This window comes from Micromonospora costi (genome assembly GCF_003626655.1).
GTDB lineage: Bacteria > Actinomycetota > Actinomycetes > Mycobacteriales > Micromonosporaceae > Micromonospora > Micromonospora costi.
This window is the reverse complement of sequence record NZ_RBAN01000004.1, coordinates 1-16348: the sequence shown is the minus strand read 5'-3', so window position 1 is coordinate 16348 and position 16348 is coordinate 1. Positions and strand designations below refer to the sequence as shown.

The 16348-nt window shown below is 75.8% G+C and carries 14 protein-coding genes; 13 read left to right on the top strand and 1 reads right to left on the bottom strand.

Annotation, left to right across the window (positions count from 1 at the left end; all coding sequences use genetic code 11):
* Positions 1-53 precede the first annotated feature (53 nt).
* The 8 genes from D7193_RS21920 to D7193_RS21885 all read left to right on the top strand — a co-directional run bounded on the left by D7193_RS21920 (position 54) and on the right by D7193_RS21885 (position 8193).
* Positions 54-800 (top strand): ArsR/SmtB family transcription factor, encoded by a 747-nt coding sequence (locus D7193_RS21920; protein ID WP_120781447.1) that lies wholly within the window; start codon positions 54-56, stop codon positions 798-800.
* A 112-nt stretch (positions 801-912) separates the two neighbouring features.
* Positions 913-1935: a cytochrome P450 gene (locus D7193_RS21915; RefSeq protein ID WP_120781446.1), complete on the top strand. Its 1023-nt coding sequence runs from the start codon at positions 913-915 to the stop codon at positions 1933-1935.
* Positions 1932-2765, top strand: a complete 834-nt coding sequence (locus D7193_RS21910; protein ID WP_120781445.1) for an isocitrate lyase/PEP mutase family protein — start codon at positions 1932-1934, stop codon at positions 2763-2765. The genes D7193_RS21915 and D7193_RS21910 overlap by 4 nt, the downstream gene beginning before the upstream one ends.
* A gap of 173 nt (positions 2766-2938) precedes the next feature.
* Positions 2939-3889 carry a DUF5715 family protein gene (locus D7193_RS21905; protein ID WP_120781444.1) on the top strand — a complete coding sequence of 317 codons (951 nt, stop codon included), beginning with the start codon at positions 2939-2941 and terminating at the stop codon, positions 3887-3889.
* Positions 3890-3894: 5 nt separating this feature from the next.
* Complete coding sequence (locus D7193_RS21900; protein WP_120781443.1) at positions 3895-5505, top strand: asparagine synthetase B family protein; 1611 nt, start codon at positions 3895-3897, stop codon at positions 5503-5505.
* Between the two features lie 80 nt (positions 5506-5585).
* Positions 5586-6053, top strand: coding sequence for a DUF1203 domain-containing protein (locus D7193_RS21895; RefSeq protein WP_120781442.1), 468 nt, complete (start codon positions 5586-5588; stop codon positions 6051-6053).
* A gap of 71 nt (positions 6054-6124) precedes the next feature.
* Positions 6125-7057, top strand: coding sequence for a PfkB family carbohydrate kinase (locus D7193_RS21890; RefSeq protein WP_120782128.1), 933 nt, complete (start codon positions 6125-6127; stop codon positions 7055-7057).
* A gap of 134 nt (positions 7058-7191) precedes the next feature.
* Positions 7192-8193: a carcinine hydrolase/isopenicillin-N N-acyltransferase family protein gene (locus tag D7193_RS21885; RefSeq protein ID WP_120781441.1), complete on the top strand. Its 1002-nt coding sequence runs from the start codon at positions 7192-7194 to the stop codon at positions 8191-8193.
* 254 nt (positions 8194-8447) lie between these two features.
* Here the strand turns inward: D7193_RS21885 and D7193_RS21880 are convergent, their stop codons facing one another.
* Positions 8448-9881, bottom strand: coding sequence for an LVIVD repeat-containing protein (locus D7193_RS21880; protein WP_120781440.1), 1434 nt, complete (start codon positions 9879-9881; stop codon positions 8448-8450).
* A 138-nt stretch (positions 9882-10019) separates the two neighbouring features.
* Between D7193_RS21880 and D7193_RS21875 the strand changes: the two genes are divergently transcribed.
* The 5 genes from D7193_RS21875 (at position 10020) to D7193_RS21855 (ending at position 16172) form a co-directional block, all read left to right on the top strand.
* Positions 10020-10718, top strand: coding sequence for a DUF305 domain-containing protein (locus D7193_RS21875; RefSeq protein ID WP_120781439.1), 699 nt, complete (start codon positions 10020-10022; stop codon positions 10716-10718).
* Between the two features lie 66 nt (positions 10719-10784).
* Positions 10785-12053, top strand: a complete 1269-nt coding sequence (locus D7193_RS21870) for a sensor histidine kinase (protein WP_120781438.1) — start codon at positions 10785-10787, stop codon at positions 12051-12053.
* Complete coding sequence (locus D7193_RS21865; RefSeq protein ID WP_120781437.1) at positions 12050-12718, top strand: response regulator; 669 nt, start codon at positions 12050-12052, stop codon at positions 12716-12718. The genes D7193_RS21870 and D7193_RS21865 overlap by 4 nt, the downstream gene beginning before the upstream one ends.
* A 176-nt stretch (positions 12719-12894) precedes the next feature.
* On the top strand, positions 12895-13689 hold the full coding sequence (locus D7193_RS21860; RefSeq protein ID WP_120782127.1) for an ABC transporter ATP-binding protein: 795 nt from the start codon (positions 12895-12897) through the stop codon (positions 13687-13689).
* Between the two features lie 5 nt (positions 13690-13694).
* Positions 13695-16172 (top strand): ABC transporter permease, encoded by a 2478-nt coding sequence (locus D7193_RS21855; RefSeq protein ID WP_120781436.1) that lies wholly within the window; start codon positions 13695-13697, stop codon positions 16170-16172.
* Positions 16173-16348 lie beyond the last annotated feature (176 nt).

Here is a 16348-nt window from a genome sequence, read left to right as displayed (position 1 = left end):
CGTTGTAAAGAGTGTCGGCCGGGGCCGAAGCATCGGCGTGCCAGCATGGTCGGGTGCATCCCACCGTCACCGACGCGCCCGCGCTCGCTCAGCTCGCCGCGCTACTGGCCGACACCAGCCGGGCCCGGATCTGCCTCGCCCTGCTCGACGGACGGGCCTGGACGGCCGGTGAACTGGCCCGCGCCGCCGGGGTCGCCCCGTCGACCACGAGCGACCACCTCAGCCGACTGGTCGAGGGCGGCCTGCTCGCGGAGGAACGACAGGGACGGCACCGATACCTGCGGCTGGCCGACCCGGACGTCGCGCAACTCATCGAGGACCTGGCCGGCCGGGCGGCCCCGGTGGCGCAGCCCGCCCGGTCGTTGCGCGCGGCCCGCGCCACCACCGCCCTGGCGTACGCCCGGACGTGCTACGACCACCTCGCGGGCCGGCTCGGCGTGCTGCTGCACGACACGTTGCTCGACCGCGCGCTGCTGGACCGGGCCGGCGGGCTCACCCTCACCCCGGCGGGGCTGGACTGGTGCGCCGACCTCGGGCTGCCGGTCGCGCCCCTGCGCGCCAGCCGGCGACCGCTGCTGCGCGACTGTCTGGACTGGACCGAGCGTCGCCCGCACCTCTCCGGCGCGCTCGGCGCGGCGCTCTGCGCCCGCCTGCTCGACCTCGGCTGGCTGGCGCGGGGGACCGGCCGGGCCGTCCGGCTCACCCCGGCCGGAGTCCCGGCGCTCGCCGCGGCGCTCGGCCTGCCCCCGGCGGACCTGGCTCCGCCCGCCACCACCGACGCCGGCGGCGGCCGCGCCTGACGACCCGGCCGGCCCGGCTCCGCCGGTCGCCGCCGCATCGGCGATCCGGTGCCGGCCGCGCGCCCCCGACGCTTCGGTGTGGACCGTACGATTCCGCGCCTAGCGTCGGCACGTGACCACGACCCGCCCGACCCTCGCCCCCGTTCCCGGTACCCCGCCGTGCGGCCCGCCCGCCCCCCACCCGGACGGCGGGTGGACGCTCACCCGGCACGCGGACGTGCGGACCGCCCTCACCGAACCGGCCTGCCGCGTGCCGGTCGCCGCCCCCGGCGCGGCCTACACCCTCGGCTGGCTGCGCGGCCTGGTGAGCCGGTTCAGCGCGCCGGAGGACCACCCCGCCCGCCGGGCCGCCGGCACCGCCGCCCTCGCCCCCCTCGACCCCGCGGACCTGCGCGAGGCGGCCGCCCGGGCGACCGCCGGCGTCCTGGACGACGCGGGCGACCGCCTGGACGTGCCCCGCGCGCTGGCCCGGCGCGTACCGGTGCGGGTGCTCGCCGACCGGCTCGGCCTCGCCGACCCCGAGGCCGCCGTCACGGCGGTGGCCACGGTCGCCGCCGCCTACCAGCCCGGCGCGGACGCGGCGGCCCAGTGGCGCGCCGACGGCGCCGTCGTGGAACTCGTGGCGCTGGCCCCGCCCGGCCCGCCCGAGGACCTCGCCAACCGCATCGGCCTGCTGGTCCAGGCGTGCGACGCGACCGCCGGGCTGATCGGCGCGGGGGCCCGGCACCTGCTGCCGCCGGGCCCGCCGGCGCCCGGGGACACCGCCGAGCTGCTGGGCGAGGTGCTCCGGCTCGACCCGCCAGTACGCGGCACCCGCCGGATCACGCACCGCGCGGTGCGGATCGGCGGCGTCGACCTCCCGGCGGACACGCCGCTGCAGCTGCGCTTCGACGCGGCCAACCGGGACCCGGCGGTCTTCGCCGAGCCGGACGCGTTCGTGCCCGGGCGGGCCGAGACGGCGCTGACGTTCGGCGCGGGGACGCGCCGGTGCCCCGGAGCCGACCACGCGCTGGCCCTCGCCACGGGCGTGCTCGACGTGCTTCGCGAGCGGTGCCGCCGCGATCCCGGACCGGTCCCGTACGAGCCGCACGCGCTGCTGCGGGTGCCCGCCCGGCTGGCGGTGGCGCCGCGATGACCGGGACCACCGTCGACCGCCGGCGTCACGCCGACCGGTGCGCCGCGTTCCGCGCCCTGCACCGTCCCGGCCGGCCGCTGCTGCTGCCGAACGCCTGGGACCACGCCTCGGCGGCCGCGTTCGCCGCCCACGGGTACCCCGCCGTGGGCACCACGAGCCTCGGCGTGGCGGCCGCGGCCGGCCAGCCCGACGGCACGGGGGCGACCCGGGCCGAGACCCTGCTGCTGGCCCGCCGCCTGCGTCACCTGCCCGTGCTGCTCACCGTGGACGTCGAGGGCGGGTTCAGCGACGACCCGGCCGAGGTCGCGGCCCTCGCCGTCGAGCTGGCGGGGCTCGGCGCGGTCGGGATCAACCTGGAGGACGGCCGGTCGGACGGCAGCCTCGCCCCGGTGGCCGAGACCGCGGCGGCGGTCGCGGCGGTCAAGGCCGCGGTGCCGGACCTGTTCGTCAACGCGCGTACGGACGCGTGGTGGCTCGGCGTCCCCGACCCGCTCGGCGAGGCCCTGGAACGCGGGCGGGCGTACCGGGCCGCCGGCGCGGACGGGATCTTCGCGCCCGGGGCCCCGGACGCCGCCACGATCGGGGTGCTGACCGCCGCCGTCGACGCCCCGCTGAACGTGCTGCACCGGCCCGGCGGCCCGGATCTCGCCGAGCTGGCCCGGCTCGGCGTGGCCCGGGTGAGCACCGGCTCCCTGCCGTTCCGCGTCGCGCTCGGTGCCGCCCTGGCCACCGTCGACGCGCTCCGGGCCGGCCCCACCGACGCCGCGCCCCGTGCCGCCCCGCCGTCGTACGAGGAGGTGCAGCGGCTCGGGCGAGGGGTGGTCGACTGACCGGTTCGTCCTCGCCGGTGGGTCCCTGCGGCGTTCCCGCCGGGCCGGGCGGCCCCCTCCCACCCGGAGGTTCTTAGAGGTAGATAGGAGGATTGTTCGGGCTCCTCCCGATCCGGCCGATTACGGTGAGTGCAGGGCAGTCACTCAGGTGTCGTGACCGGAGAGGACCGATCATGCGCGTGCCCAGCCGAAGCCCCGGACCGCAGCCCGGTCCACCCGTCACGCCCCGCCGCCTGCCCACCGCCCCACCCGCCCGGCCCGCTGGCGGGCCGGACCTCGCCGCGTACCGGGCCGCGGTGGCCGACCTGCTCGTGGAGGTGGGCGCGCTGGCCGACGCGCCCAGCACCGCCGCCCGGCAGATCCTGATCGACGACCGGCTCCGCGAGCCCCCGCTCGCGGCCGTCCTCGAGGCCACCCCGCAGGGTTTCCTGGGCGCCCGGGAGACGCTGCTGCTGGAGATGGCCCGCTACCAGCCGAACGAGCGCAGCTCCGCGCGGGACCTCGCGGCGCTGGTCCGGATCTACCTGCTCTCGCGCATCGACGTCATGTGGTGGCGGGACACGCCGACGTTCGTCACCGACACGCAGGTGCAGGGCAGCGCCGAACTGGTCGACCTCGAGTGGCTGCGGCGGCGGGACCTGCTGCGCTTCCGCTACCGGGAGCAGCCCGCGACCCGGCTGGGTCGGGGCTGGCAGGCCGCCCGGCGCCGGTTGCGACCCGACGCCAGCCCCCGGACGGCCGGACTGCTGGCCCGGCGCGCCCGCCGGGAGGTGGTGGCCCTGCTCAACGACGTCGGCCGGGAGTTCGCCGCGGCGACCCCGCCCGGCACACCGCCGCTGTGGGTGACGTCCCTGACCCGCAGCACCGAGCACCAGTACCGGCTGCGCCGCCTCGGGTACGCGGCCATGCTGCCCAGCGGGCACTGCGTCGGCTACGCCGTCGACGTGGAGATGGACTGGTTCGCGCGCTTCGGCGTACGGGACACCCTGGCCCGGCTGCTGCTGGCCCGGCAGGACGCCGGTGAGGTCAACGTCGTCGACGAGGGCCAGGCGTGGCACGTGTGCCTCGCACCCGCGGCCCGGCAGCGGCTGCGGCGGGCGTACGAAGCCGAGATGGGGGTCTGACGACGATGTGCGGCATCGCCCTGAGCATCGGCGAGGAGGCCGACCCGGCAATCTTCCGGCGGATGCTCGCCATCCTCTCCGCCCGCGGCGAGATCACCGAGGCCCGGTACGAGACCGGGGTGCTCGCCGGCACCCGCCGGCTGCGCGTGGTCGACCGGGAGCGGGCCGTCCAGCCGTGGACGTCCGCCGACGAGCGCTGGCTGCTCTGCTACAACGGCGAGGTCTTCAACCACCGGGAGCTGCGCGCGGAGCTGGCCGCGCTCGGCCACGCGTTCCGCGGCGACAGCGACACCGAGGTGCTCCTCGCCGCGTTCGAACAGTGGGGGGAGGGCGCGGTCACCCGGCTGCGCGGCGAGTACGCGTTCGCGGTGGTCGAGCGGACCACCGGCCGCGCCTACCTGGCCCGCGATCCGCTCGGCGTGAAACCGCTGTACTGGGCCCGCAAGCCCGGCTGCCTGCACGTCGCCTCCGAGGTGAAGGCGCTCGTCGGCCACGGCGTGCCCATCGGCGAGGTGCCGCCGGGGCACCACGGGTGGGCGGACCCGGGCGGGCAGGTGCGGCTGCGTCCGTACCTGGACCTGCTCACCCTCGGCGCGGGGCTGCCCGTCATCGACGACCCGGACGAGGCCGCCCTGCTCGTCCGTGCCGCGCTGCGGGACAGCATCCGCGTCCGGGTGGACACCGACCTCACCGTGGGAGTGGTGCTCTCCGGCGGGTTGGACAGCTCGCTGGTCCTGCGGTACGTCCGCGAGCTGCACCCGGACTGCGTGGCCGTCACGATCGGCGTCCCGGGCAGCCCGGACGTGGCGTACGCCCGGCGGATCGCGGCCGACCTCGGGGTACCGCACGAGGTGGTCGAGTTGCGCCCGCGTGACATCCGGCTGGCCGACGTCCGGGAGGCGATCCGGATCTCCGAGCTGACCGAGTACGGCGACATCATCAACGCGGTCGTCTCGGTGCCGCTGTTCCGGCGGCTGCGCCAGCTCGGCGTGAAGGTGGCGCTCACCGGCGACGGCTCCGACGAGCTCTTCGGCGGGTACCCCATGTACCACGACGTGGCGCCCGCCGCCTCCCGCCGCCTCTTCCTGCACAAGATCCGCAACCTGGGCCGGACCGAGCTGCAACGGGTCGACCGGACCAGCATGGATCTCGGCGTCGAGGCCCGGGTGCCCTTCCTCGACCTCAGCGTGGTCGAGCTGGCCATGCGGCTCCCGCTGGAGCTGAAGATGCGCGACGGGCAGGAGAAGTGGATCGTCCGGCGGGCGTTCGCCGACGTGCTGCCGGACTACGTGCTGCGCCGGCCCAAGAACCCCATGTCGTACTCCTCGGGCCTGCACGAACGGGCCCGGCTCTACCGGCCCTTCTTCGCCCGGCTGCACCGCTCGTTCGGCTACCACCTCCTGGAGCCGGTCCGGCGCGACTTCGACAGCGTGCTGACCCGGTGCGGCAACGACCTGGACCGGGCGATCGCGGACGGGCTGGCCCGCCCGGACTACACGGTGCTGGAGCACGCGCGGGACCTGGTGGGCGCCGCGAGGTGGAACGCGGCGCCCATGGTGCGCCGGCTGGTCGGGCCGCGCCGCACCCGGGGCGACGAGGCGCCGCTGCCCGGCTGAGCGCCTACGCCCGCCGGCCGCGGCGGCGCGAGGTCCGATCCCCGCCAGCATCCGCGCCGCCGCCGGGCGACGCTGGGCGCATGACCCCTTTCGTCGTACGCCCGCTGCCGCCCGCCGTCCTCGACGCCGTCCGCCGCACCCGCCTCGACGCCGCCGGCCGCCCCGTCGAGGCCGTCGCGGCCGAGGGCGGCGAACCGTTGCGCTGCTGTCTGCGCGACGCGGTGGAGGGCGACGAGCTGATCCTCTTCGGGTACGCCCCGCCCGTCGCCGACGGCCCGTACCGGGAGGTCGGCCCGGTCTTCGCGCACGCCGCCGCCTGCGCGGGCGCGGACGGCGGCACCGCCTACCCGCCCGCCTGGCGGGGACGCCCGCAGGTGCTGCGGGCGTACGACCACCGGGGCCGCATCCACGGCGGCCGGCGGCACGACGGCACCGACCCGGAGACCGTGATCGCCGAGCTGCTCGCCGACCCGGCCGTGCGGCAGTTGCACAGCCGCAACGTGGTGTACGGCTGCTTCATGTTCACGGTCGACCGCCCGGCGTCGTGACCGGCCCGTCGGCCAGCCCGTCGGCCGGCCCGTCGTGGCGTGGCGGGACCGGCGCGGGGTACCAGTCGGGCATGACGGACGTGGACGTGCTGGTGGCCGGGCAGGTGGCCCGGGACCTCGTGCTGCTGGTGGACGACGTGCCGGAGGCCGGTGGCAGCGCGCCGGTACGCCGCCGCCGGGAGCTGCTCGGCGGCAAGGGCGCCAACCAGGCGGTCGGCGTGGCCCAACTCGGCGCCCGGGCCGCCCTGCTCGGCGTGGTCGGCGACGACGAGGTCGGCGACCGGTTGCTCGCCCAGGCCCGCGCCGACGGCATCGACGTGGGCCCGGTGGTGCGCCGGGTGGGCGTCCCGACCGGTCTGATCGTCGACCTGCTCGATTCCCGCGGTCGGTGGCGCTACCTGGAGGACCTGCCGGAGCCGACCCTGCTCACCCCGGACGACGTGGCCGCCGCGGCGGGCGTGGTGCGGGCCGCGCGGGCGGTGCTCGTCCAGCTCCAGCAGCCGGCCGGAGCGGCCCTCGCCGCGGCCCGCACCGCCCGGGACGCCGGCCGCCTCGTGGTGCTCGACGGCGCGCCGGCCGACCCGGCGAGCGCCGGTGACCTGCTGGCCGCCGCCGACGTGCTGCGGGCGGACGCGCGGGAGACCGGGTTGATCACGGGGGAGGCGCCCCGGGACGCCGGCTCGGCGCTCGCCGCCGGGCGCGCGTTGCTGCGCCGCGGCCCGGCGCTGGTGGCCGTCGAGGTGTCCGGCGCGGGCAACGCGTTCGTCTGGCGCGACGGTGAGCTCTTCCTGCCGCTGAGCGACACGCCCACCGTGGACACCACGGGCGCCGGGGACGCGTTCGTGGCCGCGCTCACGGTCGCGCTGCTGCGCGGCGAGTCGCGGGAGCGCGCGGCCCGCTGGGCGGTGGCGGCGGCCGGTGCGACCGTCGGCCACCCGGGCGGCCGGCCGTCCCTCACCCGGGCGGCGCTCGACGAGCAGCTCGACCGCATCCCGGTGGGCTGACCCCGCCGCGGTGAGTTCGGCCAGCACCATCGCCGTGCCGGGGAAGAGCAGCAGCGCGGGTCCGGTCGCCCCGCGGAGTCGACCGGTGGCCGATGGTGGACAACCGCCGGCGACCCGCATAGCGTCCAGTGAATATGCGTAGGACTCTGCCGGCCGCCACAATGGCCCTGCTGCTCGCGCTCACCGCATGCTCGGCTTCCCGCCCGTCGGGAAGCCCACCGCCCGGGGCGGCCCCCACCGGCACGCCGACCGCCTCCCGCCAGGACGCGGCCCAGGTCGAGCGGACCCTGGCCAGCTTCCGCCGGGTCGACGACCTCCCGCTGTACGAGATGACCTACGTGGGCCGGTACGACGCGACGGTCGGCACGGACGCCAGCCCGGCGAGCCCGTTCGGCTGCTCCCTCTTCGTCGCGGCCGGCGACCGCGACCGGCCACTGTTCGCCCGCAACTTCGACTGGGACCCCAACCCGGCCATGGTGCTGCGCACCGACCCGCCGCAGGGGTACGCGTCGATCTCGCTGGTGGACCTGTCGTACCTCGGCGTGGGCGACGACCCGGCCGGCGACCACCGGCTGCTGAACGCGCCGCTGCTGCCCTTCGACGGGATGAACGAGCGCGGCCTCGCGGTGGGCCTGGCCGCCGACGACGCCGCCCGCGCCGAGCCCGTCCCCGGCAAGCCCACCGTCGGGTCGGTGCGCATCCTGCGCCTGGTGCTCGACCGGGCGGCCACCGTGGACGAGGCGGTGGCCGTGTTCACCGCGCACAACATCGACTTCGACGGCGGGCCGGCGCTGCACTACCTGCTGGCCGACGCCTCCGGCGCCTCGGCCGTGGTGGAGTTCGTCGACGGCGAGATGCGGGTCGAGCGCGGCCCGGGCGGCTGGCAGGCGCTCACCAACGTTCCGGTCGTCGGGGTCGCCGAGGACAAGCGCCGCGCGGACCGCCGGTACGACGTCATCGCCCGCGCGATGACCGAGGCCGGTGGGGTGTTGGACGCCGAGGCGGCGCACCGGGTGCTGACCGCCGTCCGGCAGGCACACACCCGCTGGTCGGTCACGTACGGCCTGCGCAGCGGTGAGGTGCGGCTGGTCACGGCCGGCGGCGCGCAGCGGCGCTACCAGCTGCCGATGGGCTGATCCCCGCCGCCGCCCCCAGCGGCGCCCCCAACCTGACCGACCCGCCCTCCACCCCGTCGATCATGCAGTTGTGGTGGGGGACAAACGGAAGTAATCACCGCGACCCGGGCACCACACCTGCATGATCGACGGGCTCCGGTGAGCCTTCCGCCCGGCCCGCGGGTGGTCGGGCGTGCACGGGAGCGGGCCCGGCCCCCGCAGGTGGGGGGACCGGGCCCGGTGTCGTGCGTGGTGCTACCGCGTCGCGGCGGTCATCAGCCCAGGTAGCGGGGCTGGGTCTGGACGTTGAGCTCCTTGTATCGGACGAGCTCCGCGGTCCAGGTCCGCCAGTCGTTGAGCTTCAGGACGTCGAAGCCCTTGGCGATGTCGTTGGAGTAGATGTGGCCGTTGTAGTAGTACGCGGACCAGCTGCCGCCGCCGACCATCGTCTCGTTCGAGATCGGCCCGCGCTCCCAGTAGGCGATCTCCTCCGGGTTGGCCGAGTCGGTGAAGTCCCAGACCGAGATGCCGCCCTGGTACCACGCCTGGACCATGATGTCCCGCCCGAGCACCGGGAGCAGCGAGCCGTTGTGCGCCACGCAGTTCTCGGTGTCGGCGTTGGTCCGTGGGATCTTGTAGTAGCTCCGGAAGATCATCTTCCGGGCGTCGCCGCGGCCGGTGATGTCGTAGATGGCGTCCGCGCCCCGGTTCGGGCCGACGGTCTCGTTGCAGGTGGCCGCGCCCCCGCCGCCCAGCTCGTCGGTGAAGACGACCTTGGTGCCGGCGTTGTTGAAGGTGGCCGAGTGCCAGAACGCGAAGTTGGTGGTGTCCCGCACGCGGTTGATCACCCGCGGGGCCTCCCGGTCGCGGATGTCCATCAGGATGCCGTCACCCATGCACGCGCCGGCCGCCAGGTCCTTCGACGGGTAGGCGGTGATGTCGTGGCAGCCGGTGGTCGCCGAGCCGGTCTCGCTGCCCTCGAAACCACCGTCCGGGAAGAGGTTCGGCGTGGCCACGACGGCCGCGCTGGTGGGGTTCTTCACCGGCACCTTGATGATGGAGATCGAGTCGTGCGGCGGCTGGCAGTCCGGGAAGGTGGCCCGGGGGCTGTACGACGAGACGTACAGGTAGACCGCCTTCGCGTCCTTGCCCGGCACCAGGGTGTGGGTGTGCGAGCCGCAGGCCGTCTCCACGGACTTGATGTACCGCGGGTTGGCCTTGTCCCGGATGTCGAAGATCTTGATGCCCTCCCAGGACTCCTTCAGGCTGGCGTCCTGCGTGGTGCTGTTGCAGGAGTCGTCGCTGCGGGACGAGTCGGTGGACAGGAAGAGCAGGTCACCGTGGACGGAGATGTCGTTCTGCGACCCGGGGCAGAGCACCCGGGACACGACCTGCGGCGAGCTGGGCCGCGAGATGTCGAAGACGACGAAGCCGTTGTAGTTGCCCGCGAAGGCGTACTTGCCCTGGAAGGCCAGGTCGCTGTTGGTGGCGTCCAGGGGAGCGACCTTGGGCAGGTTGGTGACGAGCTTCAGGTTGGGGCTGCTGACGATTTCGTCGACGCCGGGGATGGCGTTCGTGGCCGACGCGGCCTGTGGCGTGACCTGGGCCTGGCTCGGCGGGGCGACGAGCACGCTGGCCACCAGGAGGCCGGCCGCGGCGACGCCGACCACGCGTAGCTGCCGTAACCGTGGCATGGGGGTTCTGAACATCGGCGAGACCCTTCGCAAGGGGGTGGCGATTGTCGATACCTTACCGTCCTCTGAAGACCATCGATGTGATGTGGGTCACATCGATGGGTGTTCCTGAATGGATAGCATCGCGGTGACCTCGACCTCAGGGAGTGGCCCATGACCGGCCGGCGCGCGCGTGTCCTGGCGATCGTCACACTGGCGATCGTCCTGCCGCTGGTGGCGGTCGTCGTCCTGAGCGCCCGCGGCGACTCGGACACGACGGCCACCCGCCCGGCGGCCGCGCCCGCGACCAACACCCCGGCGACGCCCGAGCCCACCGACGTGACCGTCATCGTGCCCGGCCGGCCCGGCGAGTCGGCGGCCGTCAAGGGCGCGGGGGAGGTGAGCGGCGCGGGCGCGACCCCGCACAACTCGATGGACGAGTGGTTCGTCCGGATGATGATTCCGCACCACACGCAGGCGCTGGACATGGCCGAGCTCGCCCCCGACCGGGCCGCCAACCCCTCGGTGCGGGCCATCGCCGACCGGATCCGGGCCAGTCAGGGTCCGGAGATCGGCATGATGCGCGCCTGGCTGCAGAACCGGGGCCTCTCCGCGGACATGCCCGGCCACGACCACGGCACCATGAAGGGCATGCAGTCGCCGGAGGCGATGCGGCAGCTCGCCGCCGCCCGTGGCGCCGACTTCGACCGCCTCTTCGTGCGGATGATGACCGCGCACCACGAGGGCGCCATCGAGATGGCCACCAACCTGCTCTCGGTCGGCGCCGACCAGCAGCTGAACGAGTTCGCCAACTCGGTGGCTACCGAGCAGACCGTGGAGATCGACCGGATGCGGGAGTTGCTCGCCCGCTGACCGGCCGGGGGGGGCGCACGGGGCGCGACCGGCGCGGGTCGATCCGTCCGCCGGCACGTACGCTGGGTGACCGTGAACCGTACGATCCTCGGCCGCCCGCTGCGCACCGTCGCCTTCGACGTCTTCGTATCCGGCGCCGTGCTGATCTTCGGCCTCCTCGGGGTGGCCGCCCAGCCGGGCGGGTGGGCGGCCGTCGCCGTCGGGGCGGGGATGGCGGTCGCGCTGCTGTTCCGCCGCTCGCACCCCTCGTCCGTGGCGGCGGTGGTCGGGGCGCTGGGAATCGGCCAGGTGATCGCCGGCTGGGGCCCGCTCCCGATGGACGTCGCGGTGCTCGTCGCGCTCTACAGCGTCGTCAAGTACGCCGACCGGCTCCTCGACGGCGTACTGGCCGCGATCGGCGCCCTCGCCGGGGCGGTGCTCGCCGCCCGCCAGGTCGACAGCCCGGCCCCGTGGTGGGGCAGCGCCATCTCCTTCGGGCTGATCACCGGCGCGGTCTGGCTGGTCGGGCTGAACGTGCGCACCCGGCGGCTCTACGTGCTCAGCCTCGAGGAGCGCGCCGCCACGCTGGAGCGGGAGCGCGAGGCCGAGGCGCGCGCCGCCGTCGCCAGCGAACGCACCCGCATCGCCCGCGAGCTGCACGACGTGGTCGCGCACAGCATGGCCGTCATGATCGTGCAGGCCGACGGCGCCCGCTACATGCTCGACCGCGACCCGGAGACCGCGCGCCAGGCGGTCAAGGTGGTCGCCGACACCGGCCGGCAGGCGCTGGAGGACATGCGTCGCCTGGTGGGCGTCCTGCGGGAGCCGAGCCCGCCGGAGCCGGCGGCCGTGCAAACCGCGGCGGCCGGCCCGGACGGCGCGGAGGCGGCCGGACGCGACGGCCCGGCGGCGGGCGACGACCCGCAGCGGCGCCGGATCGCCCTGGCCGAGCTGCCCACCCTGCTCGACCGGTTCCGCGCCGCCGGCCTGCGGATCCGGCACACCCTCACCGGCGAGGCGCCGCCGCTGCCGCCCGGCCTGGAACTCACCGTCTACCGGGTCGTGCAGGAGGCGTTGACCAACGCCCTCAAGCACGCCGGCGTCGGGGCCGGGGTCGAGCTGACCCTGGAGTACGCCCGCGACACCGTGCTGGTCCGGGTCGTCGACGACGGGCAGGGCCGCCCGGTGGTCGGCCCGGCGCCGACCGGCGGGCACGGCCTGGTCGGCATGCGCGAGCGGGTCGGCGTGTACGACGGCTCGCTCACCGCCGGGGCCCGGCTCGCCGGGGGGTGGCAGGTCGAGGCGCGACTGCCGCTACCGTCGAGCGCCGGGACGACGGAGGTGATCGCGGCATGACGGTCCGGGTGGTGATCGTCGACGACCAGGCGCTCGTGCGCGCCGGGTTCCGGATGGTGCTCGACTCCCAGCCCGACCTGGAGGTGGTCGGCGAGGCCATCGACGGCGCGGACGCGCTGCGCGTCCTCGCCCGGGTCGAGGCGGACGTGGTGGTCATGGACATCCGGATGCCGACCATGGACGGGGTCGAGGCGACCCGACGGCTCTGCGCCGGGCGACCTGCGGGCCCCCCGCGGGTCCTCGTGCTCACCACGTTCGACACCGAGGCCGACGCGTTCGCGGCCTTGCAGGCCGGCGCCAGCGGCTTCCTGCTCAAGAACGTCCCGCCGGAGGAGCTGCTCGCGGCGATCCGCGTGGTGGCCCAGGGCGACTCGGTCGTGGCCCCGTCCATCACCCGGCGGTTGCTGGACCGGTTCGCCGGGCACCTCGGCGCCGGCCCCACCGAGGACCCGCGGCTGGCCCAGCTCACCGAGCGGGAACGGGAGGTCCTGCTCCTCGTGGCGCAGGGCCTGTCCAACGCGGAGATCGCCGCCCACGTGCACGTCGCCGAGGCGACCGTGAAGACCCACGTGGGGCGCATCCTGGCCAAGCTTCAGCTCCGCGACCGGGTACAGGCCGTCGTGCTGGCGTACGAGAGCGGATTGGTGGTCCCGGGTACGACCTGAGTCGTACGGGTGCCCCCGGTCAGGGCCGACCGGGGGCGTACCGAGGTCGAGCGCCCAGGTGGAGATCGACAGGGCTGCCCCGCCCATAGCGTCGGAGAGGTCAGATCGGCCCTCTCCACGGGGAGCAGCACGTGCCCGTTCCACCTTCCGCGCCCGTCGCCGGCGGCGCGCCCACCATCCACGCCGGCGTCGAGGTCGGCCCCCACGCCGGCGTCGCGGTCAGCGCCCGCGGACTCGGCAAGCGGTACGGCGTCGGCCCGACCGCCGTGGTCGCCCTCGACGGCGTCGACCTGGACTTCGCCGCCGGCCGGTTCACGGCCATCATGGGCCCGTCCGGCTCGGGGAAGTCGACCCTGCTGCACTGCCTCGCCGGCCTGGACCGGCCGACCGCCGGCTCGGTCCGCATCGGCGACGCCGACCTGGGACGGCTCGACGACCGCCGGCTCACCCTGCTGCGCCGCGACCGGGTCGGTTTCGTCTTCCAGAAGTTCAACCTGCTGCCCGCGCTGACCGCCGAGGAGAACATCGTCCTCCCGCTCGCCATCGCGGGCCGGCGACCCGACCCGGCCTGGCTGCGTCAGGTGGTCGCGGCCGTGGGGCTCGCCGACCGGCTGCGGCACCGGCCCGCCGAGCTCTCCGGCGGCCAGCAGCAGCGGGTCGCCGTCGCCCGCGCCCTCGTCACCCGACCGTGGGTGATCTTCGCCGACGAGCCGACCGGCAACCTCGACTCCCGGTCCGGCGCCGAGGTGCTGCGACTGCTGCGGGAGGCGGTGGACACCCTCGGCCAGAGCGTGATCATGGTGACCCACGACCCGGTCGCCGCGGCGCACGCCGACCGGGCGGTCCTGCTCGCCGACGGGCGGCTCGTCCGCGACCTCGCGGCGCCCACCGCCGAGCAGGTGCTCGACGCGCTCGCCGGTCTCGACCCGGACTCCGGCCGCACCCGGGCCGGCGCGGCCCCGGCGCGGTGACCGGCATGCTGCGACTCACCCTCCGCTCGCTGCGGGCCGAGGCGGTGCGGATGCTGCTCTCGACGCTCGCCGTCGTGCTCGGCGTCGCGTTCATCGCCGGCACGCTGATCCTCAACGACGCCCTGACCGCGGGCGCGTACGCCCGGGCCGGCACCTTCGACCGGCACACCGACGCGGCCGTGTACGCGGAGAAGGAACCGCTCCCGGCCGCGGCGGTCGACCGGGTCCGTGCCGTCGACGGGGTGGCCGCCGCGGCGGGCGAACTGACCGGCACCGGCGGGATCGTCGGCTCCGACGGCCGGCCCGTGCTCGGCTACGCCGTGCTCGCGGCCATCCCCACCGAACCGGCGTTGCGCTCGTACGACGTGGTCGCCGGCCGGCTGCCGGACCGTCCCGGAGAGGTCGTGCTCGACGCGCCGACGGCGGCGCAGGAGGGCTTCACGATCGGCGCGCCGGTACGCGTCGGCGGCACCGGCCGGACCGCCCGCCCGTACACCCTGGTGGGCACGGTCGACGTGGCCGGCACCACCCGCGACGTCGGCGGGCCGTTCATCGGGCTGGTCGGGCCCGACGCGCTGGCCGTCACCGGGGAGAAGGGGTACGGCCGCATCATGGTGGCCGCCCGTCCCGGCGTCGCCGACCGGGCACTGGCCGCCCGGCTCGCGTCCGTCGCCGGCGACGGCACGACCGTCAAGGCCCGGCAGCAGATCCTCGACGACGCCGTCGAGGACGCCGTGCGCAACGCCCGGCAGCTCACGATGGCGCTGCTCACCTTCGCCGCGGTCGCCGTCGTGGTGGCCGGCTTCGTCATCGCGAACACCTTCGCGATCGTGCTGGCCCAGCGCACCCGCCGGACGGCGCTGCTGCGGGTGGTGGGCGCCACCCGCGGGCAGGTCTTCGGCGCGGCCGTGCTGGAGTCGGCGGTGGTCGGGCTCGTCGCGTCCGCTCTCGGCGTGCTGCTCGGCGCGGGCCTGGCCGCCGGGATGACCGCGTTGCTGTCCCGCACGACCGCGCCGATCGCCGGCGAACTCACCCTCGCACCGGGAACCGTCCTGGTCAGCGTGCTGCTGGGCGTGCTGCTGACCGTCGGCGCGGCCCTGCTGCCGGCCTGGCACGGCACCCGCGTCGCCCCGGTCGCCGCGCTCACCGACGCCGCCGTGCAACCCACCCTTCGGGCCGGCCGGCTCCGGCTCGCCGCCGGGGCGCTGGTGCTGGTCGCGGGCATCGCCACGCTGGCCGGCGCGGCGGCCGTCGGCCAGGTGGTGCTGGTGGCGGGCGGTGGCATCCTCGTCTTCTTCGGCATCGTCCTGTTCGGCCCGGTGCTGGTCCCGGCGCTCGCGAGGCTCGTCGGCTGGCCGCTGCGCCGGGTGATCGGGGCGACCGCCGCGCTGGCCGTGGCCAACGCCGTGCGCAACCCGCGCCGGATCGCGGCGACCAGCACGGCGCTGGTCATCGGCATCGGCCTGGTGTCCGCGTTCGTCGTCGGCGCCCACAGCACCAAGGAGGGCATCGAGCGCAGCGTGGACGCCCAGATCGGGGTCGACTTCGTGGTCACCGGGATCGGGGTCGACCTGCCCGCGGGGCTCGCCGGGGAGCTGGCGGCCCGGCCGGAACTCGGCGTCGTGCACGAGCTGCGGACCGCCGTCACCGACGCGGTCCAGGTACGCGCCGCCCACCCCGCCCTGGTCGGCCGTACGCTCACCGCGACGGCCGGGGACCTGAGCCGGTTCGGTCCGGGCACCGTGCTGGTGCACCGGGACCTGGCCGCGGCGCGCGGCTGGACCGTGGGCGACCCGGTGACCGTCAAGGGCCGGACGTTCCGGGTCGCGGCCGTGGTGGTCGACGACGCCGAGCCCGCGCCGAGCGCCGGGGTGCCGGCCGGCCACCTCATCGACCTGACCGACGCCGACTTCACGGCCCTGTTTCCCGCCGAGCGGGGCTACCTGGCGGAGGTCGATCCGGCCGGCGGCGTGGACGCCGGTCGGGCGCGGGCCGCGATCGAGTCGGTGCTCGCCCCCTACCCGACGGTCAACCTCATGGACCAGGCCGCCTACAAGAGGATGCTGACGGGCACCGTCGACATGGTGCTCGCGCTCGTCACCGCGCTGCTCGGCCTCGCCGTGGTGATCGCCCTGGTCGGCGTGGCGAACACGCTGAGCCTCTCGGTCCTGGAGCGCACCCGGGAGAACGCGGTGCTGCGCGCGGTCGGGCTGACCCGGGGGCGGATGAGGGTCATGCTCGCCGTCGAGGCGGTGCTCATGGCGGTGGTCGGCGCGCTGCTCGGGCTGGGGCTCGGCACTGCGGTGAGCGCCTCCGCGATGGCCGTGCTGGACCGCCTGGGCGGCGACTTCCACGTCGTCCTGCCGCTCGGCCAGCTCGCCGGAATCCTCGGTGTGGCGCTGGTGGCGGCCCTGCTCGCCTCGGTGGTGCCGGCGCGCCGTGCGCTGGCCCGGCCGGTGGTGGAGGCGCTCGCCGACCAGTGACGGGCGCCGGCGACCTCGCCGGCCGGTCCCGCCGTCAGCGGCGGGACCGGCCGGCGGTGCCGGGTCTACAGCCGCTCGACGGCCGGGCCGGAGCAGCGGTTGCGGGCGTCGAAGACGTAGCGGGCGTGCCGGGCCACCAGGTCGTAGTCGAAGACGTCGTGGTCGGTCACCACGAC